At 62.0% G+C, this 21,990-nt stretch carries 21 protein-coding genes and 1 tRNA gene; 12 read left to right on the top strand and 10 right to left on the bottom strand.

Annotated elements, in window-relative coordinates; all coding sequences use genetic code 11:
- Positions 1 to 15 precede the first annotated feature (15 nt).
- The 3 genes from E5P3_RS27420 to E5P3_RS27410 all read left to right on the top strand — a co-directional run bounded on the left by E5P3_RS27420 (position 16) and on the right by E5P3_RS27410 (position 2,819).
- A tRNA-Phe gene (locus E5P3_RS27420) sits at positions 16 to 91 on the top strand.
- A gap of 151 nt (positions 92 to 242) precedes the next feature.
- Entirely contained in the window at positions 243 to 1,976 is a 1,734-nt protein-coding gene (locus E5P3_RS27415; protein WP_197893991.1) for a site-specific integrase, read from the top strand.
- Between the two features lie 123 nt (positions 1,977 to 2,099).
- Complete coding sequence (locus tag E5P3_RS27410; protein WP_162588837.1) at positions 2,100 to 2,819, top strand: hypothetical protein; 720 nt, start codon at positions 2,100 to 2,102, stop codon at positions 2,817 to 2,819.
- A gap of 146 nt (positions 2,820 to 2,965) precedes the next feature.
- Here E5P3_RS27410 and E5P3_RS27405 read toward each other — a convergent pair whose 3' ends face one another.
- Together E5P3_RS27405 and E5P3_RS27400 are read right to left on the bottom strand one after the other, a co-directional pair.
- Complete coding sequence (locus tag E5P3_RS27405) at positions 2,966 to 3,490, bottom strand: hypothetical protein (RefSeq protein WP_162588836.1); 525 nt, start codon at positions 3,488 to 3,490, stop codon at positions 2,966 to 2,968.
- A 1,027-nt stretch (positions 3,491 to 4,517) separates the two neighbouring features.
- On the bottom strand, positions 4,518 to 5,108 hold the full coding sequence (locus tag E5P3_RS27400; protein WP_162588835.1) for a recombinase family protein: 591 nt from the start codon (positions 5,106 to 5,108) through the stop codon (positions 4,518 to 4,520).
- Positions 5,109 to 5,817: 709 nt separating this feature from the next.
- Here E5P3_RS27400 and E5P3_RS27395 point away from each other — a divergent pair.
- The 4 genes from E5P3_RS27395 to E5P3_RS27380 are packed head-to-tail and all read left to right on the top strand — an operon-like array spanning position 5,818 to position 10,019.
- Entirely contained in the window at positions 5,818 to 6,327 is a 510-nt protein-coding gene (locus E5P3_RS27395; protein WP_162588834.1) for a hypothetical protein, read from the top strand.
- Entirely contained in the window at positions 6,324 to 7,619 is a 1,296-nt protein-coding gene (locus tag E5P3_RS27390; RefSeq protein ID WP_162588833.1) for a hypothetical protein, read from the top strand. Before E5P3_RS27395 ends, E5P3_RS27390 begins: the two co-directional genes overlap by 4 nt.
- Positions 7,616 to 8,896, top strand: a complete 1,281-nt coding sequence (locus E5P3_RS27385) for an HD domain-containing protein (protein WP_162588832.1) — start codon at positions 7,616 to 7,618, stop codon at positions 8,894 to 8,896. The genes E5P3_RS27390 and E5P3_RS27385 overlap by 4 nt, the downstream gene beginning before the upstream one ends.
- Positions 8,868 to 10,019: a DNA methyltransferase gene (locus E5P3_RS27380; protein ID WP_162588831.1), complete on the top strand. Its 1,152-nt coding sequence runs from the start codon at positions 8,868 to 8,870 to the stop codon at positions 10,017 to 10,019. The genes E5P3_RS27385 and E5P3_RS27380 overlap by 29 nt, the downstream gene beginning before the upstream one ends.
- A gap of 18 nt (positions 10,020 to 10,037) precedes the next feature.
- Here the strand turns inward: E5P3_RS27380 and E5P3_RS27375 are convergent, their stop codons facing one another.
- Entirely contained in the window at positions 10,038 to 11,354 is a 1,317-nt protein-coding gene (locus E5P3_RS27375; protein WP_162588830.1) for a hypothetical protein, read from the bottom strand.
- Positions 11,355 to 12,169: 815 nt separating this feature from the next.
- Between E5P3_RS27375 and E5P3_RS27370 the strand changes: the two genes are divergently transcribed.
- Entirely contained in the window at positions 12,170 to 12,538 is a 369-nt protein-coding gene (locus E5P3_RS27370; RefSeq protein WP_162588829.1) for a hypothetical protein, read from the top strand.
- 31 nt (positions 12,539 to 12,569) lie between these two features.
- Here the strand turns inward: E5P3_RS27370 and E5P3_RS27365 are convergent, their stop codons facing one another.
- A complete protein-coding gene (locus E5P3_RS27365) occupies positions 12,570 to 12,827 on the bottom strand; it encodes a hypothetical protein (RefSeq protein ID WP_162588828.1) in 258 nt (85 codons plus the stop codon).
- 302 nt (positions 12,828 to 13,129) lie between these two features.
- On the opposite strand from E5P3_RS27365, the gene E5P3_RS27360 reads away from it, so the two are divergent.
- Positions 13,130 to 13,570, top strand: a complete 441-nt coding sequence (locus E5P3_RS27360; RefSeq protein WP_162588827.1) for a hypothetical protein — start codon at positions 13,130 to 13,132, stop codon at positions 13,568 to 13,570.
- A gap of 103 nt (positions 13,571 to 13,673) precedes the next feature.
- Here the strand turns inward: E5P3_RS27360 and E5P3_RS27355 are convergent, their stop codons facing one another.
- The 5 genes from E5P3_RS27355 to E5P3_RS27335 all read right to left on the bottom strand — a co-directional run bounded on the left by E5P3_RS27355 (position 13,674) and on the right by E5P3_RS27335 (position 18,445).
- Positions 13,674 to 14,624 carry a PDR/VanB family oxidoreductase gene (locus tag E5P3_RS27355; RefSeq protein WP_162588826.1) on the bottom strand — a complete coding sequence of 317 codons (951 nt, stop codon included), beginning with the start codon at positions 14,622 to 14,624 and terminating at the stop codon, positions 13,674 to 13,676.
- A 6-nt stretch (positions 14,625 to 14,630) separates the two neighbouring features.
- Complete coding sequence (locus E5P3_RS27350) at positions 14,631 to 15,947, bottom strand: Rieske 2Fe-2S domain-containing protein (protein WP_162588825.1); 1,317 nt, start codon at positions 15,945 to 15,947, stop codon at positions 14,631 to 14,633.
- Positions 15,948 to 16,070: 123 nt separating this feature from the next.
- The gene (locus tag E5P3_RS27345) at positions 16,071 to 16,868 is read right to left on the bottom strand and encodes an enoyl-CoA hydratase/isomerase family protein (RefSeq protein WP_162588824.1); all 798 of its coding nucleotides are present in this window, start codon (positions 16,866 to 16,868) and stop codon (positions 16,071 to 16,073) included.
- 5 nt (positions 16,869 to 16,873) lie between these two features.
- Positions 16,874 to 17,272, bottom strand: coding sequence for a Zn-ribbon domain-containing OB-fold protein (locus tag E5P3_RS27340; RefSeq protein WP_162588823.1), 399 nt, complete (start codon positions 17,270 to 17,272; stop codon positions 16,874 to 16,876).
- Positions 17,273 to 17,275: 3 nt separating this feature from the next.
- Entirely contained in the window at positions 17,276 to 18,445 is a 1,170-nt protein-coding gene (locus E5P3_RS27335) for a thiolase domain-containing protein (protein WP_162588822.1), read from the bottom strand.
- An 87-nt stretch (positions 18,446 to 18,532) separates the two neighbouring features.
- Here E5P3_RS27335 and E5P3_RS27330 point away from each other — a divergent pair, with 87 nt between their 5' ends.
- From E5P3_RS27330 to E5P3_RS27320, 3 genes are read left to right on the top strand one after another with little or no spacing between them, the layout of a single operon-like run.
- Positions 18,533 to 19,306, top strand: coding sequence for an SDR family NAD(P)-dependent oxidoreductase (locus E5P3_RS27330; protein ID WP_162588821.1), 774 nt, complete (start codon positions 18,533 to 18,535; stop codon positions 19,304 to 19,306).
- Position 19,307: 1 nt separating this feature from the next.
- On the top strand, positions 19,308 to 20,114 hold the full coding sequence (locus E5P3_RS27325; RefSeq protein ID WP_162588820.1) for an enoyl-CoA hydratase/isomerase family protein: 807 nt from the start codon (positions 19,308 to 19,310) through the stop codon (positions 20,112 to 20,114).
- Positions 20,111 to 20,980, top strand: coding sequence for a MaoC/PaaZ C-terminal domain-containing protein (locus tag E5P3_RS27320; RefSeq protein WP_162588819.1), 870 nt, complete (start codon positions 20,111 to 20,113; stop codon positions 20,978 to 20,980). The genes E5P3_RS27325 and E5P3_RS27320 overlap by 4 nt, the downstream gene beginning before the upstream one ends.
- Here E5P3_RS27320 and E5P3_RS27315 read toward each other — a convergent pair.
- The gene (locus E5P3_RS27315) at positions 20,977 to 21,945 is read right to left on the bottom strand and encodes a Bug family tripartite tricarboxylate transporter substrate binding protein (protein WP_162588818.1); all 969 of its coding nucleotides are present in this window, start codon (positions 21,943 to 21,945) and stop codon (positions 20,977 to 20,979) included. The genes E5P3_RS27320 and E5P3_RS27315 overlap by 4 nt on opposite strands.
- Between the last annotated feature and the right edge of the window lie 45 nt (positions 21,946 to 21,990).

Below are 21,990 nucleotides of genomic sequence, written 5' to 3'. Positions count from 1 at the left end.
CGCCGGCTGCACACAGGCCCGGTAGCTCAGTTGGTAGAGCAGCGGATTGAAAATCCGCGTGTCGGTGGTTCGATTCCGCCCCAGGCCACCAGTCTTCTAAGCCCTTGATTCTTAACGGAATCGAGGGCTTTTTCTCTTCTGGGTCTTCGCTGGCCTCTTGGTTTGGTACACCAAGCAGGTACCCTGTGGCATCTTCACTTCGTAGAATCGGCGGCGCATCAACTACTCGCCGCCGCTCGTTCATGGCCCAGCCGTTCAAAGCCCCGACTGGGATCTACCAACTGCGCCGCAAGGTGCCGCCGGCTTTGCGAGCCGCTCTCGGGCACGAATACAAGCGCTCATTGAAGACACGCGATCCAAGCGAGGCCAAGGCGCGTTTTGCGGAGGAGTGGGCTCGATCCGAAACAGCCTTCGCACTCGCCCGCGCTCAGGCGGGCGGAGCTGAAGTGCTGACCCCGCGCGATGTGCAGCAGCTCGCCGCTCGGTGGTTTCGTGCGGAGATCGAGAAAGTTGAGGCAACTGGAAACTTCGCTTACTGGCTGTTCGAGGGGCCAACGGTCACTGTCGACCTGGGCGATCGCTACGACGAACACACTCCGCTCATGAGCATTCGCGAATGGCTGGAGCATGATCCAGACGTTGACCTGTCTGGCGAGATCGCGGCTGCCATCAAGAGGACGTTAGACCAACACGGCATCCCGGCCCCTGCCGAAGGAGCGCCGACTCGCGCTCTCTTGGTCGCAGCGTTCAGAGAGCATCTGCTGCAGCTCTCGGACCTTGCATCTCGGCGTTTAGAGGGAGACTGGCTGCAGAAGCCTCACGTGCTTGCCCACGAGCCGTTGAAGGTCGAGGCTAAGCGAAACGCTAGCAAGACCTCATCGAAGAAGCTGATTGCCTTGTTTGAGGAGTACGCGCGTGACAAGCTCTTGACCGATGGGAACTCGCGTGGCGTCCGCAAGACTATTGACAGCTATCGCGCCACCGTCGAGCAGTTCATAGAGATATGCGGCGACCTGCCGGTGCCTGCTATCGCTAGAGAAACGATTCGAGACTACCGTGTACAGCTTGCCCAGCTTCCGGCGAGCGGCAGCGGTATTCGCAAGCTTACGACCAGCCAGATGATCGCGAAGGCGAACGCCGAGAACTTGCCCCGAATCTCGGAAGCCACCATACGCAACAAGCTACGGGCAATCTCGGCCGTTCTTAGCTATGGCCTAAGGCTCGGCGTGGTGTTGGAGAACCCCGTCATAGCAGGCGGCATAGCGAAGGCAGCAGCCAAGGCGGCGACGAACCGCAGTGCCGTAGCCAAGCGCCAGAAGGACTACACGGGCGATGAGCTGCGGCAGATATTCAGCAGTCCGATCTATAGCGACACAGGGTGGTCATCGCCCCGCGCTGACTTCGGGAAGGCTTGGTACTGGCTGCCCCTGCTCATGTACTACACCGGAGCCCGCCGCGAGGAACTGGCACAGCTCGCCGTGCGCGACGTCATCAAGGGCGAAGACGATGCATGGCACCTTAGTATTTTGGCTGCAGGGGATGACGATAACGGTCGGGGCGTCAAGACCGTCGGAAGCCGGAGGCTTATACCGCTGCATCCTGATCTAGTGAAGCTCGGATTTGCTGCCTACGTGGACACCTTGCCCAAGGCGGGACAGCTCTTCCCCTTCTTAAAGATCTGCCCCAGGGGCTATTACGGGACGAACTTCGGAAAGCGTTGGGCGAGTTATCTGCGAGAAACCGTGGGGCTTAGCAGCTCTGCAAGTCCCGCCCATGGCTTCCGCCATACGTTCAAAACGTTGTGCCGTGCTGCTGGCATTCCGGAGGACGTTCACGACGCCATCACCGGGCATGCTGGAGGAGCTTCGGTTGCCCGAGGGTATGGTGTGATGCCCTTAGCAAAAATGGCAGAACAAATTCGACGCTTGCCGTCAGCCCCTCTGCTTCGCGTGCTCAGCTCATCCGAGGCTCGGTGAGGGCGTCGCCAATCGGTACCTGTACTACACGAATCCCCGTGTAGGGCCGCGGTTGCGGCACCGAGTTTGGACAAATTCCCTAATATCTACTTCGTAGATAAGGGACTCTACGAAGGCCGCCTGATGAACGAACTGGACCACCCGAACGACGTTTGCGAAGTCTCGATGGATTTCCTGACCCCCAATGCACTTGCGCCATCATCAATCGAAGACGCTCCGTTTCGGCGAATGCAACCGCCACGGCGGAAATTTGATCCTGCCTTGCGAGGCGTCGCCTCACGCGCTCGGCAGGATATCCAGCGGCACGTTGACGCGTACATTCAGCAAGAAGTTGCACGACACCCTGAACTTGGAGGATTGGCAATCAGAGGGCGCGTTAGCGCAACCCCGAAAGCTTCCAGTGGCTCGTCCGCCGTACTCAAGGAGATCATTGATCGCATTCTTTCGCCTTCGGTGGCGACTGCGACTCGTACATCGATCAGGGAGGGTGTGCAAAAGAAGTTTCCGCAGCAAGCCGTGTACAAGGACTGGAGCAAACCGTTGCCGGAGTGGGCAATGCGCTTCGTTCGTCAGCGAGCCGCCTGTGGGACGTCAGCCGTCGCTCGGATGAAGGTTGGCCCCAGCATGACACTCAGTCAGCTCTACATAGAGGCGCGAACTTCGCTGGCAAGAGAACAGGGTGCTCAGTCATATCGTGCCACGATCACTGTTAGCGCACACCACATAACCATCAACGGGCAGGAGTTCAAAGTTACGCAAAACAAGTCCAACGGCAAGACCTACGACTTTGTGCGCTTGAGCATGGACAAGCTGAACGAAGCCATGCGTGCGAGTCTTCGTTAAAAGCACGCTCCAAAGCTCATACTGAAGGCAGGCAGACAATAGGCGCGAGCGCGAGAGGGGATCGGTGTTAGGGCCTGCGGCACATAGCCGCAAGGCCGCGATCTGTCTTCGTCCGTTCCGGCTCTCCTTGGAATCGCTCGCTGCGATCAATCCTTCATTCGCTTGATGAGGTCGTCCATTGCCCGCTCACGGTCTGCTGAACTCGTCTGCGGTTCTTCGATTGGCAAAACTTCCTCTGCCTCTTCCGGCTCAACGTCTGCCACTTCCTCATACCGCTTCTCGCCCTCCGGGCGCGGCGCGACGAAGAGCCTGTAGGCCAAGTACATCGCAAGCAAGAAGACGGCTGGGCCGAGAACAACTGAGTAGTCGCGTTCGTAGCTGTCCTGCCATAGGAATGACCCGCTGATCCACGAAGCGCTAAGAAACACCGCGAGCCGAAAGCCATAGTCCGCTTGCCACCACCGCGCCTTTGCAGCGCTCACCTTCCTTGCCGTCGACCGCTTGCTTAGCCAATGTCCAAGTAAGAATCCCACGACCCCAATTGCAAGCAACAGTGCGTGCATCACGACGTTCGCGCGGCGACCAACCATAGCGTTGATCACGGCATTGCCTACCGCAGCTATGCACCAGAACAGGCATATCGACTTCAGAAGCTTGCCGAACTTATTCATCGGCGCAGCCTCCCTGCCCAGGGCGCTTCGCCGAGTAGCTGTGAGCAAGCCATCGCGCTGCATCCTTTACCGAAGGAAAACGCGGCGTTGACTCGCCAGAGTCCGCCCTGCGCACCACGCCGCCAGCAACATACTTGCCGTCACGGAACAGGTCCCATCCAGACTTGTGAATCATCGCCGGCCTGTGAGCTTGGACGGGACATGCGACGAAGCATTTAAGCGACGCGGGGCGTGCGACAAATGAACCTGCCGCGCAGTCCATCGACACCTCGGCAAATAGTCGCGCCTCTCCAATGTTCATTGCCCCTTTCATCGCAGTGCGAGGGCGCCTCTGAAGCGCTGGCGCAGCGGGCTTCAGGGCTTGCCAATGCTGCTTGACCGCTTGGCTCCGTTCGCATTCGCTCTCAGGGCAGATGAGCAAGAGCAGCATCGCCCGTTCGAGCCGTACGCCGTCATAGCTGTAGCCTAGAACTGCCGCGCCATCCTTCCCCCGCCGTGCGCGAACCTCAATGACGATGCCTTGATGGCTGTGCGTCGCCCTCTCTCGCGCTCCGCCACTTTCTTCCGCAACAAGTTGCGCTACGGCTTCCGCTTCAAGCCCCTCAATCATCCTGACCTCCAATTCAAACGCCCAAAGAAAATCGCACCGCGTGCTGCAGGCGCTTTCGTGCTGCAGAACAGAGTGCGATCAGGAGCGCTTAGCGTCGCAGATCGGGCTAGGTCGATCAATGCTTGAAGTTGCAAAGCGGCAACGCAGGGGCTTGCCAACCCTCCGGCTATGTGCGTGCATCTGACCAAGAGGGCAAGGGGTTGCGGCCTCTCCGGCGCAGGAGAGAATCTCTGTGGTCCTCCAGTGGAGTCGGATAACACGCCCGGCGCTGGGAGCAGTGAAGGCCAATTTCAAAATTGTTCTGTGAACGCGAGAGGGTGCCTACGATCGAGCCTGAGGCACAGTCCCCCGGCGGGGGGCAACTGGCGCACTGCGGGGCCTGAGCCTGCGAACGGGGGGCGGGCCCCGTTCTGCGTCCTAGACGTGCGCCTGTTCTGCCCTGTCGCGCAGTCGCATGATCGTCTGCCGACTCGTCTTGAACTCGCGTGCCACGGAGGCCACGGAGAGCCCCGCAGACAGCCTCTCTCGCGCTGCAGCGGCCTGGGCCTCGGCGAGGGCCTGCGGGCGACCCAGCGGCTTTCCAGCTGCCTTTGCGCGTGCCAATCCAGATTGCGTCCGCTCGATGAGTAAGTCCCTTTCGAACTCTGCCACGGCGGCCAGCACGCCCATCGTCATCTTGCCTGCGGCGCTGGTCAGGTCCACGCCGCCGAGTGCAAGGCAGTGAACCCGCACGCCCAGCCCAGTTAGCGCTTCTACGGTAGCCCTCACATCCATGGCATTGCGGCCAAGGCGATCCAGTTTCGTGACCACGAGCACATCGCCTTCCTCCATCCGGTTAACAAGCTTTGAGAAGCCCTTGCGCTCGGAAGTCGGCACGCTACCTGAGATCGTTTCAGCTTCAACGCGCTTGGGTGCAATGTCGAAACCGGCTGCAGCTATCTCCCTAAGCTGGTTCTCAGTTGTTTGATCAGCGGTACTAACCCGGCAGTAGGCGAAGACACGAGCCATAAGACCATCCTGTGTACGAAAAGGGGGTCCATTATCTGGCCTTGTTCATAAGGTCGTCAACCCTAGGTTTTGGACGTTAGGCTTAAGGGGGTCCGCCAATGGTCCATTTCGAACGGCCGGCGGAACGGTTGAACAATGAGAGAGGGGTGGGTCCCGGGAAGGCCTTTGGACTCCGTCGGGGCGAGGACGCCTGGTCGCCCTGTAAACTGGTGTAACGCTTGGCTCACTCCGTAGCCGCGGCGACTTTAGGGCCGGCGATGACAGAAAAGCTTGTACGTGACCTTATCCCCGAAATCATGCGGCAGGCGGGCAATATTCCAAGTTTTCGAGTTCTCCCGAAGGCGGAGCGATTGCAGTGGCTCCTTGCAAAGCTTTTCGAGGAGGCTGAAGAGTTGAGGGAGCGGCCTAGCATCGACGAGTGCGCTGACGTCTTGGAGGTGCTCGTAGCGATCACTGCGGAACTAGGCTATGACGAGTCGAGTCTTCGTGCAGCTGCGATCGCAAAAGCGTGTGCTCGCGGACGTTTTTCTGCAGGGTATGTATTGCGAATCGACGGAGAACCGACTTGACTCGGATAAGTGACGAACTGCAGGATGAGGCGACACGAACCGACTGCTTCCTATGCCGCCCTAATGCGGCGCTCCTGTCAAATGTGAGCGAAGCGGGATATACGGTCGCTGGGCTAGGGCCGCTTGCAGATGGATATGCTGTGGTCGCAACGCACGACCATATAGAAGGACTAGCCGAGGCGAATGCGCAGCTCCGGCGCCAATACTCTGAATACGCGACGTCCGTCGCCGAGAGACTTTCTACGGAATTTGGTGAGTGCTTTCTTGTTGAGCACGGCAACATGGCCGTGTGCGGAATTGCCGAAGAGGGTAGAGCACACTGCTTCCATCCTCATTTTCTTCTGATTCCTAGCGCCGAGCTATCCACTTCTCCATTCGTTGATTATTTTGGGCACGATGGATGCAAATTTCAAAGCCTTATTGATGCGGTAAACTACGGTGCTGATAGGGGTCAGTATTTACTCGCCGGAAAGATAACAGGGCCATTCCACGTGTTCTTGCCTAATGGTGAACTACCGCGACAATTTGCCCGCGCACTTGTAGCTGAGCAACTGGGTGCCTCGGGCCGGGCGAGCTGGCGTGACATGCCAGACCTGCAATGGACAGCCAACAACGCCGCGGCGCTGCGTAGAGTGCTGAAGGGCTTATGAGCACTCCGGACACGTTGGGCCAACAGGCGCGGCACCTTACGCAAAGGCTTCAAGCAAAAGTTATCAGCATTGCAAATGCGGGCTCTCTTGCTCATTTGCACTGGGGGCAATTCGTCGTAGACCCGAAGCCGGATGCTCAGGTCGGTGTCTACGGCTCAACGTGCGCTGCCATCATTCTGAGCCTCGGGGGCCGCGACGACGCGGCGGCTGTTAACGCGAGGGCCAATTTGGTGGCCTTTGTCGGCACAGCGGCTGCAGAAGTCGAGCTTGCTCATAGTCTCAAGCTTGCAATGATGGCTTGCGCTTTGGCGCCTCGCCTCGATCAGCAAGCTGACAATCTAATGCTTGATCAGCTTCAAAAGCTGCTAGGTCGCTGTTCCAACGCAACGCACCTATGGCCGGCATACAGTGTCCCTCAGCAGTTCCAACATACACAGTTTGTCGAGCGACCCTCTGAAGTCGCGACAGCCGTGATTGTTCTTTTTCTCGTTGAGATAATTCGACGACTGGGACACGCGAGTCACAGTGGCCTGCGCGGCCAAATCACGGCCATGCTAAAGGACACGGCTGAAGTCCTGGAAAACGCGTATGCAGGAAATAGATCAGTGTTGGCTCGGCACGCAACACTAGTCGCAGCCGCTGTAATCCTCGTCAAGGGAGGAAAAGCAAGCAAGCCCATCCGAGCGGCCTTTAAAGAAGCCGTGCAGCAACGAGATTTCCCCGATCGAAGGGTCTTCTTCTACGACTGTGTCAGGAGCAATGGCTCTTTTGGTCGAGACTACTTTATATTGCCACCGAGTCTAGTCCTGCCAATGGTCGCATTGTCAGATGCTGCTACGGCCGGACAGCGAGCTTTGGCTCTTGATATTGCACCTGCCCTACTAGATCAGCTCGACGACGACGGTTTATTTCGAGGCGGGCAGGACTTGCCTAGCATGGTTGAGCAGGGGCTTGCGGGAATCTCCTTGGAGGCCGTCGCTAAGGGTGTTCTAAAGAAAAGCGCGGCGTTGCATGTTGCAAAGGCTTGGCTTTACGTACTCCAGCCCAGCCCCAGTGGCAAACCCACCAAACTTGTCTATGCATTCGTAATTTTGCTCTGGATCGCGACTGGAGTAGTGATCCTCGGTCGCTACGTCCCATCCAGTCTACTCTCAATAGAGATCTTAAATTACGTCTACCTCGCGTCGACTAAAACCCCAGAACCCATTTCACAGTTCCTACCATTTCTTGCAGCGGCGCTGCCCGTTTCACGTGCGGCATTTTCTCACCTAATCGGAAGAGGCGGCGAGTGAACATTTATGACCCTCTTTACGGCCGATACAGTCTTTCGGAGATTTCTCGAGATCTGTGTGTCCTTCCAGAGGTCCGTAGACTCTCGCAAATCCGTCTACTGAATTCGATAACCCCAACCTTAGCGACACTAAGCGAGCTTCGACGCTATGCGCATACTCTGGGGGTTTTGCATTTGTTTGGCTTGTGGAAGCGAACTGTCGGAAAAAGGTATGCGACAAAAGATGTAGATGCGCTTGAGGTGGCGATCATTCTCCATGATGTGGCAACCCCTCCATTTGGTCATCTGTTTGAGTACGTCCTCAAAGAAACCATCGGATGGGATCATGAGAGTGCGGCAGTCACTACATTGCTGAAAGCCTATAGCTCTGCATCGACCGCCCAACAAATATTTGCAGGGCGAAGGCCAAAGGTACTTGATTACATTGAGCGGAGAGGAATAGATCTGGAGCTGGTGAAGGCGATTTTAACCAAGCGCCATCATCTATCGAAACTCATTTTTGGTGTTGTTGATTTTGACAACCTAGACAACGTATGGAGAATGGCGTGGTCCTTGGGCTTGCCCGAACTCAGCTCAGGAAATGCAAGTCCAGAGGTTTTGGCTGCGCATATCGACATTGACGATGATGGCCGCTTGCGACTCGCTGACGAGCATGTCCCAGCCCTTGAGAGCTGGGCAAATCTTCGACGTGCTGTTTATAACGTACTAGTGTTTGACGAAGCGACAGTGGCCAGTCAAACCGTTCTTACTTATGCTATCAAACAAGGGCTTTTGCGAGGATTGATTTCTTCTGAGGACTGGTTTTTGCACGACGAGTCATTACTAAGCCGCCTTTCGAGTGATCGCGAAATAGGCTTGCTTATAGAGCAGCAGTACCTTGGACAACTGCCGTTCCCTATTACAACCATACAGATTCGTTGGAAGGCGGCGAAATTATTTGATCTGCCCAGAGCATCCATAGAGGAGATGGTCACGGATAATCTGAAGGAGATGCTTGGTGAGGAGCCCTGGGTATATGTATTTAAGGAGCGGGGTAGCTTCGAGAAAGAGGTGAAGTTCGCCAATGAAGCTGGAGTCGAGCGGACGTTGGGTGCAACTTCCAAAAGCTTGGTGATCTCAGTCTTTTCCAAAAGACTGGTCTCTGCGCATCGTCGTCGCTTAGCTGAACATGCTGTCGTGAAACTGCTTGCAGATAACGATGTGCTGGCCGAGGATTTTATGCGTGTAGTCGCACAAGGTGAAGGTACAATTGCAAAAAGCGAACGTTTTGATTTCTAGGCTCAACGAATTAGATTGGGACTTCGCTGGGGATAAATCTGATTCCCCATTTGCAGACCTGCATTTTCATCCCGGCAGATTCGTGCCTCAGATACCGGCGGCGCTCATCGGGAGCCTCACAAGTGAGAGGGCGTTTGTTGTCGACCCATTTTGTGGCTCGGGCACGACTCTTGTGGAAGCCTCACGTCTAGGCCGGTCAGCACTCGGAATCGACATCAACCCTATCTCATGCCTGGTGTCCAGGGCTAAAACAATCCCAAAAAGCAGTTCTGAAATTGAAGCCGAGCTGCTCGCATTGATCGATCAATTAACGGCCTTTTTGATGATTGATGCGCCGGGTGAGATTCAAGTTCCGGCCGAGGTTCAATTGGGCAAATGGTATCATGCAGAGACTGGAGCACAGTTGGCAAGGATTTGGTCGTTTATACGGTCCAAAGTCGGCGAAGATTTGCATGATCTTGCCCTTTTTTGCTTTAGTTCCTCGTTGATGAGTTGTTGTGCGGAAACTCGATCCTGGGGGTACGTTTGCGACAATGTACGGCCTCTGGAAAGGAGATACGTAGATGCGTTTATGGTCTTTCGTGAGCGAATTGAAGCTGTAATAGATGCATACCGACGCCGAGACAGACGTCAGCTAGCTCCCACGATCCTCCAGGCTGGCGAAATAACGGTGGAAGAAGGCGATGCGGCGGAAAGGCTCAAGGAGCTTGGGGAGGGTACAGTTGATCTTGTGGTTACGTCGCCCCCCTATTTTGGAGTTGTAGATTACATCAAATCACAGAGATTGAGTTTCGAATGGTTTGGGCTGGGGATCGAACAGTTTCGTACTGACGAAATAGGGGCGCGAAGCAAAAGACATAGACAAGCTGCGTTTGCGGAATATACCCAAGAATTGGGTGATGTGATGCGGCAAATCTATCGCATATTGAAACCGTCGCATTCGGCGGCGTTTGTCATAGGTGAATCGGCGAAAAGAGTTGCGGCCTTGGATGAAGTGACAAGGATGTTGATCGCAGCGGGATTCAGTATTGATCTTTCCATAAGCCGAAAAATAGGACTTCGTCGCCGACAGCCGGCCTCGCTTCAAAGTGAGCGATTAATTGTTGCCACAAAAGTCGCGTAAGTTAGGTGCTGCGCACTTTCAGATTTTGGTCATTACAAGTAGTGTTTCCTTTGCCATAGTTGCTCCCATAGCAGTTCGATGAGGCATTCGCTTTGAGTGAATTTGACGCGGAATCTCAACGATAGGTGACATGTCAAAGAACTGATTGATCTCTCGACAGATGTCTACTAGTGGTACACGAATCCCCCCAATGCATCGGTCGCCTAACGTCCAGGCAGCGATTCCTCCTTGTTCCAAGCGACCTAGAGAAGCACCTACGGCATCAAAAAAGTCGGCGGTAAATGAGGCTGCTTTTGCTTCGAGATCAGATCGCCGTTGAACGCATAACTTATCAAAGAATTGTTTGAAGCTGGGCAATACAGCCGCCATGAGCGCCGCACGCTCCATGTAATTTCGTGTGCTGCCGCCTAAGCTGGCGGTGTCAATTGCATAAGCGGAGTCCCGGAAGGAGAAATTCCCCTCCAAATCGGCGTTGGGAATCCAACTTAACGCTAGGTATGAAAATTGTCCGTAGGGTATTGTCGACTGATTGTCTCCATAAGGCGGAGAGGTAAGTAAGAGTTGCGCGGGCGAATGTACAGATGCTTTAATCTTCCTGATATCTAGGCATCGCAATTGGGTCTTGCCGCTACGACGTTGCTGAGTACCGCGTTCTGCGCTGTGATGATAATAGCGAGTGCACGCGTTAGATGCCAATTCCTTAAAGCAATCTACTGGCTCCCCGAGCAGAACGGCTTCGTTCTTGGGTCGGATATGAAGCTTGTAGGTGCTTTCGCGGCTGAGGCTGGTTTGCCTAATGGTTTCGCTAAACACTACCCAAAAAAACTGACGCAATCTCATATTGGATTCATCAGCTATGGCGCGACGAAGGCGCGATAGTCCAACGCATGTCTTGTGGGTAAACCACTTGTCTCTTCCGGGAAAGTCTACGGAGATTGTTTGGGATCTATCGCTTTCGAGACGTGCCACAAGTGCCTCTGTTTTTCGTTGCACGGCAGAGGGGGATAGACTCAATAATTTGGCGCGACAGATCAGAATTGCCAAGGGATTGATGTCATATCCTTCAAATGACATTCCGCGGCGCACGGCTTCAACCAGTGTTGTTCCGGACCCCACGAAAGGGTCCAGTACGCGAGTAAGCCCGGGATGTGTGCTTGCGACAGCGTCGAGAACATCCGCTTGCATCCGTGGCACCATCATTGCTGGATAACGAATGATCCCGTGGAGGCCGGAACGCTGCGCCATGCGCTTATACGACCAGTACTCCGAGTCCGTTCCGTTTTTCGCCTGTAAAGCCGCTGCTAGCTTGCCCGCGGTCCTGGTGCTCCTGACCATTCGACTTCCCCGGCGCCAAAGACGCGCAAAAAGAGGCGATCGTAACGCTCCGACACAGACCAACGAGCACCGGAGAGCCCGTGCGCGGCCGATAGCCTGCATGGGGTGGTACAGCGTAGTAGTACACTCCCTCTTCGTATCCGTCGAAAAAATCCAATCAAATCAACGGGCTAACGAGGTCGAAGGCGTGTCGGTGGTTCGATTCCGCCCCAGGCCACCATTCACAGGAGCCCTTGATTCGTAAGAGGATCAAGGGCTTCGTCGTTTGTGGCGCTTCGCTGGCCGCTTGCACCATGCAGGTACCCCGGGCACTTCCCCTTCATAGTATCGCCGGCGCATCCGATGAGGTCGGCGATAGCCGGAATGGGGTTTACTGGCTGGCCACATCCGACTGCTCGAGCCGGCTGGGTACATGCCGTCGCCGCCGCTGCGGCGGGCTGGGACTGTCCGTGAGTTCTTCCTGATGGGGACCTGGGCCGACAAGGTACGCGCCGGGGCCGTGGGCCTGGGTGGCGTTCTCGTGCCAGTCGGCGTCGGCATCCTGGAGCCGCCGGACACCTTGCTGTTGCGCGAAGTGCGCGCCGATCTCGGCGTCGCATGCGTGCGCAACTGGGGTCTTGTACCCGGATTCCGGACCGCACCTCGTGATCTCGCAGGAACAGATCCGCCTGCTCGCCGGCGTTTCACGCGCGTCGTGATCAATCGTGTCTCACGTGCTTTCGGGGGGCAACGCCCTCGTACGCCTCCCTTTGACGAAGCTCAATAACAGGTCCACGTGGCTCATCTATCGTCGATGCTCATTCAGGAGAGCTTCCATGCGATCGATCATCTTGCTGGCGCTCGCCGCGCCACTTTTCTTTTCCTCCGGACTTGCGCCGGCACAGCCGGCGACGCCCAAGGGCCCGCAGGCCGCGGCTTCCGCACCCGGGCCGGGAGGGCCGGGCGCAGGCGCGCGCGGTGGCATGGGGCCGCGCTTCGGGCGCAACTACACACCCGGCTGGTCGATGATGAGCGAAGCGGAACGCGCCGAGCATCGCAAGCAGATGGCCGGCGCCCGCACGCCCGATGAATGCCGCGCGGTTCGCGACGAGCATCGCAAGCTGATGGAGCAGCGCGCCAAGGAGCGCGGCATGACCCACCTGCGGGGTCCGCGCCACGACGCCTGCGGCGGCTTCAGGAACTGAAGCCGCCGCGGACGCCAGCCGCAGGCTTCGATCAAGGGTTGCCGCGACGTCCGGTTGGGCAAAGGATGTTCTTGGGTAGATTGCCGCGCAGGTAATCCGTCTCCTCCTGCGGTAGCGCGGGGCGGATCTCGACCACGCGGGCCAGCGGTCCCTGGACGTCCATCAGCTCAGCGGCAAGCAGGGCCGGCCCGTCAGCACCTTCAGGCAGCGCCTTGAACCAGCGGCGCGGCCGTCCTCTCCACGTGTAGTGCACGACCCAGAGGCGGCTCGTCTTGAAAAATGTGGCCATCGATTGAACGATACCCGTTGTGGAATGGGTGCTGGCTGACGCGGGTCAACCGGCCGCCGTGTCGCATCGCCTTGGCTGAAAATGTGACCGGGCACCACTGTGCGCCCTTTCGCAGGCCTACCGCCTCGCGCCCCTGCTCCCCACGATGAATGACATACGGCCTTCTGCCGCGATGCGTGCCCGGCAACCGTGAATGTTGAACGGCACGTTGCTGCCAGTCGCCTGGCTGGTTTGGCCCCGGCCGTTCGGGTTCACGGGTGTGTCACAGGGGCGGCCCAGAATGAACCGCAGGCACCGTTCACATGCAACTCCTGCAACTCTCCATTCGCAAAAATCTCGCAGCTGCAGTGCTGCTTTCGCTCGCCGCGGTTCTTCCATCCGCCCATGCGGAAACCGACTCCAACGCGCTCGAGCCTCCCGGCGACGGCGCCGTTGTGTTTCCGAACGATGGGACGTGGCCGGCCTGGCAAGACAAGAGCCCGAGCACGAGCACGAGCACGACTGTCGAGGCCGCGCCCGACAGAAGTCCGGGCGGCGCGATCCTGAACCCCTTCTCGCAGCCGGCCGAGCTGCCTGCCCCTACGCCCGCGCCCGCGCCTGCGCCAGCCGCCGTCGCGACGCCTCCGGCACCGGGCGAACCCGACTCTCCGACGAGCTTCGCGCTGATGGCGATCGCTGCCGGCACGGTCCTGGCGGGCTTCGCGCTGCGTCGCCTTCATGCGCCGCGTCGCCGGAGCGCATGAGCGCCTGTCAGCGGGATCTGGGGCGCGTCCCGGAAGAACGTGCTTGCGGGAGTGCCTTCGCCTGCGGCGGCGGTGCCATGAGCCTTCGGAGCGGGTCTGCGGCTCACAGGTCGAGCACCAGGCGGGGCGTGAGGCTGCCCGAGCAGCACACCATCATTGCGCGATTGGCCGCCCTCTCCTCGGGCGTGAGGTAGTCGTCCCGGTGGTCGGGCGTGCCCTCCAGCACCGGCGTGCAGCAGGTGCCGCAGATCCCTTGCGAGCATGAGTACTGGACCGGGACGCCTGCATCGAGCAGCGTGTCCAGCAACGTCTTGCCCGGCTCCACGCTCAAGCACTTGCCGCTGCGCGCCAGCATCACCTCGTAGCCTCCGGCGGTGGCGGCCTCCTGGCTCGCGCTGAAGCGTTCCAGGTGGACGCGCTGCGGCGCCAGGCCGTGGCACGCGGCGGTGAACGCGTCGAGCATGCCGCTCGGGCCGCAGCAATAGACATGCGCCCCGGCGGGTGCCTCGCGCACGATGGCGGCAATGTCCGGGCGTGCGGCGCCATCGCTCGTGCAGCGCAGCGCGACCGAGTTGCCTGTACGGTCCATCGCCTGCATCTCGTTCGCGTAAGCAGCGCGCATCGGCGAGCGCGCCGCATAGTGCAGCCGCCAGGGATGCCCCAGCGCGTTCAGCCGCGCGGCCATGGACACGAAGGGCGTGATGCCGATGCCGCCTGCGATGAAGATCGACAACGGCGCATCCTCGTAGAGCGGGAAGTCATTGATCGGCGCACTGCTGGCCACGCGGTCGCCGGGCCGCGGCACGGAATGCATCCAGGCCGAGCCGCCGCGGCTGTCGCCCGAGCGGTCGACCGCAATCACGTAGCGGTGCCGCTCGGCCGGGTCGTTGGCCAGCGAATAGCTGCGAATCAGGCCGCCGGGCAGGTGCAGGTCGATGTGGGCGCCGGCCGAAAAGGGCGGCAGCGGCCCGCCGTCGGCCGCGACGAACTCGTAGGACACGATGCCCTCGGCCTCGCGGCGCAGCTGGTGCAGGAGCAGTTGCAGGTCGCTCACGGTCGCTCACGGGGTGTAGCCGAAGCCGGCATCCAGCCGCCCAGTCATGTGCTCGCCGTGCGCCTGCCATGGCACGCCGGCCGGCAGCGTGAGCGACACCGCACGCACCATGAAGGTCGACGGGTCGCGTACGCCCTGCGGTTCTGTGCCGCTGCCCTTCAGGTTGCGCACCGTTTCCAGCAGCAGGCGCCGCGTCATCGCGACGCCCGTGTCGCTGATGCCCAGGTGTTCCTTGCTGCGGTCGTAGATCGCAGCCACGCCCGATTGGCAGGCCGCATCCTGGACCCAGAGGCCAGGCAGGCCGGAGAACCAGGTCTTGGTCTGGGCGTCGTAGTTGAAGAGGTAGGCGTTCTGCCGCGTGTACCGGGTCCAGTACTTGGCAAAGGGCTCGGTGGGCGGGCGCGGGGCGAAGGCGTCGTTGCTGGCATGGCCAGTCTCGCGGCCCGCATGGCCCTTCTCGAAGAGCGCTCGCGTCTTGTCGTACAGCTTTTCCGAGGGGTGGTAGGAGAACATGATGCACAGCGTGTTCTGGTCGTCGATCGGCACCCAGGCGTGGCCCGACAGCTCGGGGTATTGCGACTGCGGCGGCACCAGGGTCCAGAAGGGCAGCAGGAACTGGTTCACCCGCCAGTAGCTCGTTTCCTCGTCCAGCTTGCGGCGCGAGGCAACGCTCATGCCGAAGGGCTGGCGCTGGCATTCGAAGGTGGGACGCAGGTCGCGCTTGGCGATCCAGTCGCTGATGGCGCCCTGCGCATCGATGCGGCCATGCAGGATGGCCGCGTGGGCGGAGTCGATCTCGCCCTCCACCGCCTGGAGCCAGTTGCACTCCTGCACGCGGAAGCTGACATGCACGCGCTCGGCCGGCACCAGGTTCCACTCCATCTCCGGCAGCGGCGGCGGGTCGTCCTGCTGCGGGCCCATGTAGGCCCAGGCGATGCCGTTGCGCTCGCGGCAAGCGTAGGCCTTGAGCCTGACCTTGTCCTTCAGCCGGCTCTCGGCCGGCTCGGCCGGCAGCTCCTGCACGTGGCCGTCGGTGCCGAACTTCCAGCCGTGATAGACGCAGCGCAGGCCGCAGTCCTCGTTGCGGCCGAAGACCAGTGGCGCGCCGCGGTGCGGGCAGGCGTGGTCCACCAGGCCGAGGCGTCCCTCGCTGTCGCGAAAGGCGATCAGGTCCTCGCCCAGCAGCCGCACGCGCTGCGGCATGCCGCCGGCCGGCAGGTCGGCGACCGGGAGGAAGGGAATCCAGTACAGGCGCATCAGGCCGCCCATGGAGGTGCCGGGGCCGACGCGGACGAGGGTTTCGTTGTCTTCAGGGGTGAGCATGGGTGGCTCCGTGGAAAGTGGGGTGAACAGGCAGGTTCAATTGTGCAATTGGTCAGACCATTCTAATATCGAATCCGACGAAGCGAAAGGTGCGCTTGTTTCCCCCGCGCACGCGCCCCCGCTTCAACCGCGGGGCGACCCGAGGCCGCCGAAGGCCGGCTTGCGCTTGCCGAAGATCGCCTCGATCTGCGCTGCCGGTTCCGGGGCCGCGAAGGCGGCCGCCTGGCTGGCGGCTTCGAGTGCGAAGGCGCTCTGCCGGTCGCCGTCGAGCGAGGCGTTGAGCATGGCCTTGGTGAGCGCCACCGCCGTCGGCGCGGCGTGGGCCATGCGCTCGGCCACCTGCCGTGCACGGCCCTCGAGGGCTTCGCTCTCGTGCACTTCCATCACGATGCCGAGCCCGCGGGCCTCCTCCGCGCCGATGTCGCGCGTGGAGAACACCAGCTCCTTCGCGCGCTGCAGGCCGACCACGCGCGGCAGCAGGTAGAGCGCGCCGAGGTCGGGCACGAGCCCGAGGCGAAGATGCGCCATCGCGAACTTCGTGCGAGGGCTGGCCAGGATCATGTCCGCGCACAGCGCCAGCGCGAAGCCGGCGCCGATGGCCGGCCCGTCGATCGCCGCGATCACGGGGCAGCCCAGGTTCAGCAGGTCGTCGGTGAGCCGCAGGCCTGCGTTGATGCGCCGCTGCCAGTAGGCCGGGCCGGCGTTCGCGTGCTCCTGGAGCGCGTGAAGATTGCCCCCCGCGCAGAAGGTGCCCGCGCCGCCGGTGAGCACGAGCGCGCGCACTGGCGGTTCGTTGCGCACTTGCTCCAGCACGGTCATGAGGTCGGTGCGCAGCGCCACGTCCAGCGGGTTGTGGATCTCCGGCCGGGTGAAGCGCACCCAGCCGACCGCGTTCTCGATCGAGAAGTCCAGCGTCTCCATGGGGTTCAGGCCGGCTTGAACATCGGGATCATCGCGCCGCCCTCGGCCGGCTTGAAGGTGACCGCGACGCGCTGGCCGATCTTCAGCGCGTCGAGGTCGCAGTCGACGATGTTGGTCAGCATCGTGATGCCCTCGTCGAGTGCGACGTAGGCGATCGCGTACGGGATGGGCCCGGCCCGGCGCGTGACGCTCACGCTGTAGATCGTGCCGTGGCCCGAGACGCCGCACCACTCGGTCTCGCCCATGCAGAAGGGGCACAGCGCGCGTGGGTACCAGTGGAGCTTGCCGCAGTCCGTGCAGCGCTTGGCGCACAGCAGGCCTTCCCTGGCACGGGCCCAGAAATACTCGGTGGCGGCGTCGACGTGCGGTGCCGCGAGTGGCCGGTCGGTGGAAGGAGTGGTCATCGCTTATTGCCTTTCCATGATCAGGGTGGCGCTGCCGTGGCGCGAGCCGAGCAGGCCGCCCGTGCCTTGCGCCAGGGCCAGCGTGCAGTCGGGCACCTGCACCTTGGGGTGAGCCTCGCCGCGCAGCTGGCGCACGGCCTCGATCACCTTGGTGATGCCGCCGCGGTTGGCCGGGTGGTTGTTGCACAGGCCGCCGCCGTCGGTGTTGAAGGGCAGCTTGCCCACGCCGGAGATCAGGTTGCCGTCGGCCACGAAGCGGCCGCCTTCGCCCTTCTTGCAGAAGCCCAGGTCCTCCAACTGCATCAGCACGGTGATGGTGAAGCTGTCGTAGATCGAGGCGTACTGGATGTCGGCCGGCCGCACGCCCGCCTCCTCGAACGCGATCGGGCCCGACATCGCCGCGCCGGACCAGGTGAGGTCCACCTGGCCGCCGAGCTGCCCCTTGATGGTTTCGCCCGCGCCCAGCACGTTGATCACCGGGCGCTTGAGCCGGGCCGCGATCTCGGGCCGCACCACCACCAGCGCGCCGCCGCCGTCGCTGACGACGCAGCAGTCCAGCTTGTGCAGCGGGTCCGAGATCATGGGCGAGGCCAGCACTTCCTCCACGCTCACCGGCTCGCGCAGCATCGCGTGCGGGTTGTGCTGCGCGTGCGCCGCGGCCGCGACCTTGATCCACGCCAGCTGCTCGCTCGTGGTGCCGTACTCGTGCATGTGGCGCGCCGCCGCCAGCGCATACATGTTGACCGTGACGGGGCTGTACGGCATTTCCCAGGGCACGTCAGGCGTGTTGGCAGTGACCAGCCGCGGCGCCACGCCGCTGGAGCCCTCGCTGCGCGGCCGGCCCGCCAGCGTGACCAGCGCCACGTCGCACTTGCCGGCGGCGATCGCCTGCGCGGCGTGCGAGACGTGGATCAGGTAGGCCGAGCCGCCGGTGTCGGTGCTGTCGACATGGCGCAGCCGCGTCAGGCCCAGGTAGTCGGCCATGTTGTTGGCACCCAGGCCCGGGGCATCGCCGGCGCAGAAATAGCCGTCCACGTCCTGCAGGGTGAGGCCGGCGTCCTGCAGCGCGCCGCGGGCGCATTCGGCGTGCAGCTGCGCCACCGTCTTGTCGGGGGCCTTGCGCGTGGGATGTTCGTAGGCGCCCGCGATGCAGGCCTTGCGTTTGATCGTCATGTGATTGCTCCAGCGACAGTTCGCGGGTAGGATATCATTGGTTCAACCATCGGACAACATCCTCGAAGCAAGCAAGGAGCAGCAACAGTGGACCCCATCGTCAGCCTGCAAGGGCGCACCATCGTCGTCACCGGCGCCGGCCAGGGCATCGGCAAGGGCATCGTGGAACTGGCCATCGAGCTGGGCGCCAACGTGGTCGCGGTCGACCTGAACGGGCAGACGCTCGACGCCGCGGTCTCGCCCTTGCCGCAAGCGCGCGTCCTCGCCGTGCAGGGCAGCGTGGCCGACCCGGCCGTGGCCGACCGCGCGGTGGCCGATGCCGTGGCGAAGTTCGGCGCCGTTCACGGCCTGGTCAACAACGCCGGCATCATCCGCCCGGCCATGATCGACAAGATGACCGACACGCAGTGGCAGGAGGTGATCGACGTGCACCTCACCGGCTCGTTCTACTGGATGCGCGCGGTCGGCCGCCATATGGTGGAGCGCGCCAAGGGCGGGGACAAGACGGGCGGCTCGATCGTCAACATCTCGTCGGACGCCGGGCGCAAGGGGTCGATCGGGCAGATCAACTACGCGGCCGCCAAGGCCGGCATGCTCGGCATGACGATGACAGCGGCGCGCGAATGGGGGCGCTACAACATCCGCACCAATTCGATCTGCTTCGGCGTGGTGGAGACGCCGATGACGGAAGTGGTGCGCGGCGAGAAGTTCCGCGACCAGATGCTCGCGCAGATCCCGCTGGGCCGCTGGTCCACGCCGGGCGAGGTGGTCAAGAGCGTGTGCTACCTGCTGTCGGACGGTTCCAGCTACATCACGGGCCAGCACCTGGGCGTCAATGGCGGCTTCCACATCAGCCTCTGACATGGCGGACGACAGCGTTCTCCTGGAGCGTACGGGCGGTGTCGCCGTCCTCACGCTGAACCGGCCCGCGGCGAAGAACGCCATCGACATCCCGACCACCGACGCGCTGAGCGCCGCCTTGCGCGCGCTGCGTGCCGACGACGAGGTGCGCGCGGTCGTGCTCACCGGCGCCGGCGGCGACTTCTGCGCCGGCGGCGACGTGAAGGGCATGGGCGAAGGCGGCGCGCGCACGGTGGAGCAGCGCCGCGCGGGCATGGCGCGCTATGCCGAGCTGGCGCGCGCGCTGATGGGGCTGGACAAGCCGCTGATCGCCGCGATCGACGGCGTGGCCTTCGGCGCGGGGCTCAGCATGGCGCTCTACGCCGACATCGTGCTGGTGAGCACCCGCGCCCGCCTGGCCATGGTGTTCCACCGCATCGGCCTGGTGCCGGACGTCGGTGCGTGGTACCAGCTGCCCCGCGTGGTGGGGCTGCAGCGTGCCAAGGAACTGATCTACTCGGCGCGCGAGTTCGACGCCGAGGAGGCCGTGCGCATGGGCCTCGCCCTGGAGGCCCTGCCGCCCGAGGACTTGCCTGCGCGCGCGATGGAACTGGCCCAAGGCTTCGAGGGCGCCTCGCCCACGGCCTTCAGCCTGTCCAAGCAGGCGCTCGCCGCCACGCTGCAGAGCGACTTCAACACCATGCTGGAAATGGAGGCCACGTCGCAGGCCATCGCCTCGTCCAGCGCGTATTTCCGCGAGGCCATCCGCCGCTTCGCGGCCAAGGAGCCGGCGCAGTTCCGCTGGCCGAAGAAGGACCGAAGCGAATGATCGACTACGAGAAGACCAAGGCCTGGCGCTCCGGCCCGGTGCGCCACGGCTATGTCGAGCGGGACACCATCCTCTACGCGCTGGGCGTCGGCTTCGGCGCCGACCCGCTGGCCGCGAAGGAACTGCGCTTCGTCTACGAGAAGGAACTCTGCGCCGTGCCGACCATGGCCGCGGTGCTTGCATCGCCCGGCTTCTGGATGCGCGACCGCAAGGAGCTAGGCATCGACTTCCTGAAGCTGGTGCACGGCGAGCAGTGCGTGACGATCCATTCGCCGCTGCCCGCGGCCGGCACGCTGATCGGCGAGAGCCGCGTCACACGCATCGTCGACAAGGGGGAGGGCAAGGGCGCGGTGATGCATGTGGAGAAGACCCTCACCGACGAGGCCAATGGCCGCCTCGTCGCTACGGTCGAGATGGTGCTGTTCCTGCGCGGCGATGGCGGCTTCTCGAAGAACGGCGGCGGCGACGAGCCCGCACCCGCCGCACTCGCGACGCCGGACTCGGCACCGGACACGACGATCGAGCTGCCGACCCGCGCGGATGCGGCGCTGCTCTACCGGCTCTCCGGCGACACCAACCCGCTGCACGTCGATCCGGCCGTGGCGGCCAAGGCGGGCTTTCCCCGGCCCATCCTGCATGGCCTCGCCACCTACGGCAACGCCTGCCGCGGCATCCTGGCGGCGTTCTGCGGGCATGACGCATCGCGCCTGAAGTCGATCCGCGCACGCCTGACCTCGCCGGTGTATCCCGGCGAGACCTTGGTGCTGGACTGCTGGCGCGTTGGCGGCGAGGAGATTGCCTTCCGCGCGAGTGTGAAGGAGCGCGGCGTGCAGGTGCTTGCGAACGGCCGCGCTGCGATTCTTTAGAGCTTCACCCGTCCCGAATCCACCAGCTTCTGCGTCAACGCAAGCTGGTCCTTCATGAAGCGCCGCGTCTTGTCGGCGTTCCAGGCCACCGGCTCGAAGCCCAGTTCCAGCAGCTTGGCGCGCACGTCCGGCAGCATCACGATGCGGCTCATCTCGGCGGTCAGCTTGTCCACGACCGCCTTGGGCGTCTTGGCCGGCACGAAGGCGGCGGCCCAGCCCGGCATGTCGACCTGCGGGTAGCCGAGTTCGGCGAAGGTCGGCACATCGGGATAGGCGGGAAAGCGCGTCGCGCTCGCCACGGCCAGCGGCTTGATCTTGCCCGGGTAGCGGTTGACCCCTCCGACCGAGACCACGGCCGCATCGATCTGCCCGCCGAGCAGGTCCTGCAGCGCGGGCGCCTCGCCCTTGTAGGGCACATGCACAGTGTCGATCCCGGCCGCCATGTTGAACAGCTCGCCGACGAAGTGCCCGCCCGAGCCAGGGCCGTAGGAGCCATAGGAGATCTTGCCCGGCCGCGTCTTGGCGAGCGCGACGTATTGCTTGAGGGTCGACACAGGCAGGCTCTCGCGAATGCCGATCGCAATCGGCGTGAGCGCCAGCATGCCCACCGGCTGCAGGTCTTCCAGCCGGTAGCCGGGCTTGGGGTTGAGCACGGTGTTGCTCAGCAGCGCGCTGTAGCCCACGAGGACGGTGTGGCCGTCTGCCGGCGCCTGCGCCACCGACGCGGCGGAAATGGCGCCGCTCGCGCCGGGCTTGGATTCGACGACGCAGGGCTGGCTCCAGGCCTCCGTCAGCTTCTGGCCGATGAGCCGCATCATCGTGTCGTGCCCGCCGCCCGCCGGTGTGGGGATGACGAACTTGATGACCGACGAGGGAAAGGACTGCTGCGCCCATGCGGGCGCGAAGGCGCCTGCGCCCAGAGTTCCGAGAGCGGCAGCGAGGGCCTGGCGGCGTGTGAATGTCATGAGTGTCTCCTTGTGTGCTGGACTTGATTGCGATAGCATCATTGT

The organism is Variovorax sp. RA8, assembly GCF_901827175.1.
In the GTDB taxonomy this organism is placed as follows: Bacteria; Pseudomonadota; Gammaproteobacteria; order Burkholderiales; family Burkholderiaceae_C; genus Variovorax.
This window is presented reverse-complemented; position numbering and strand designations above follow the sequence as displayed.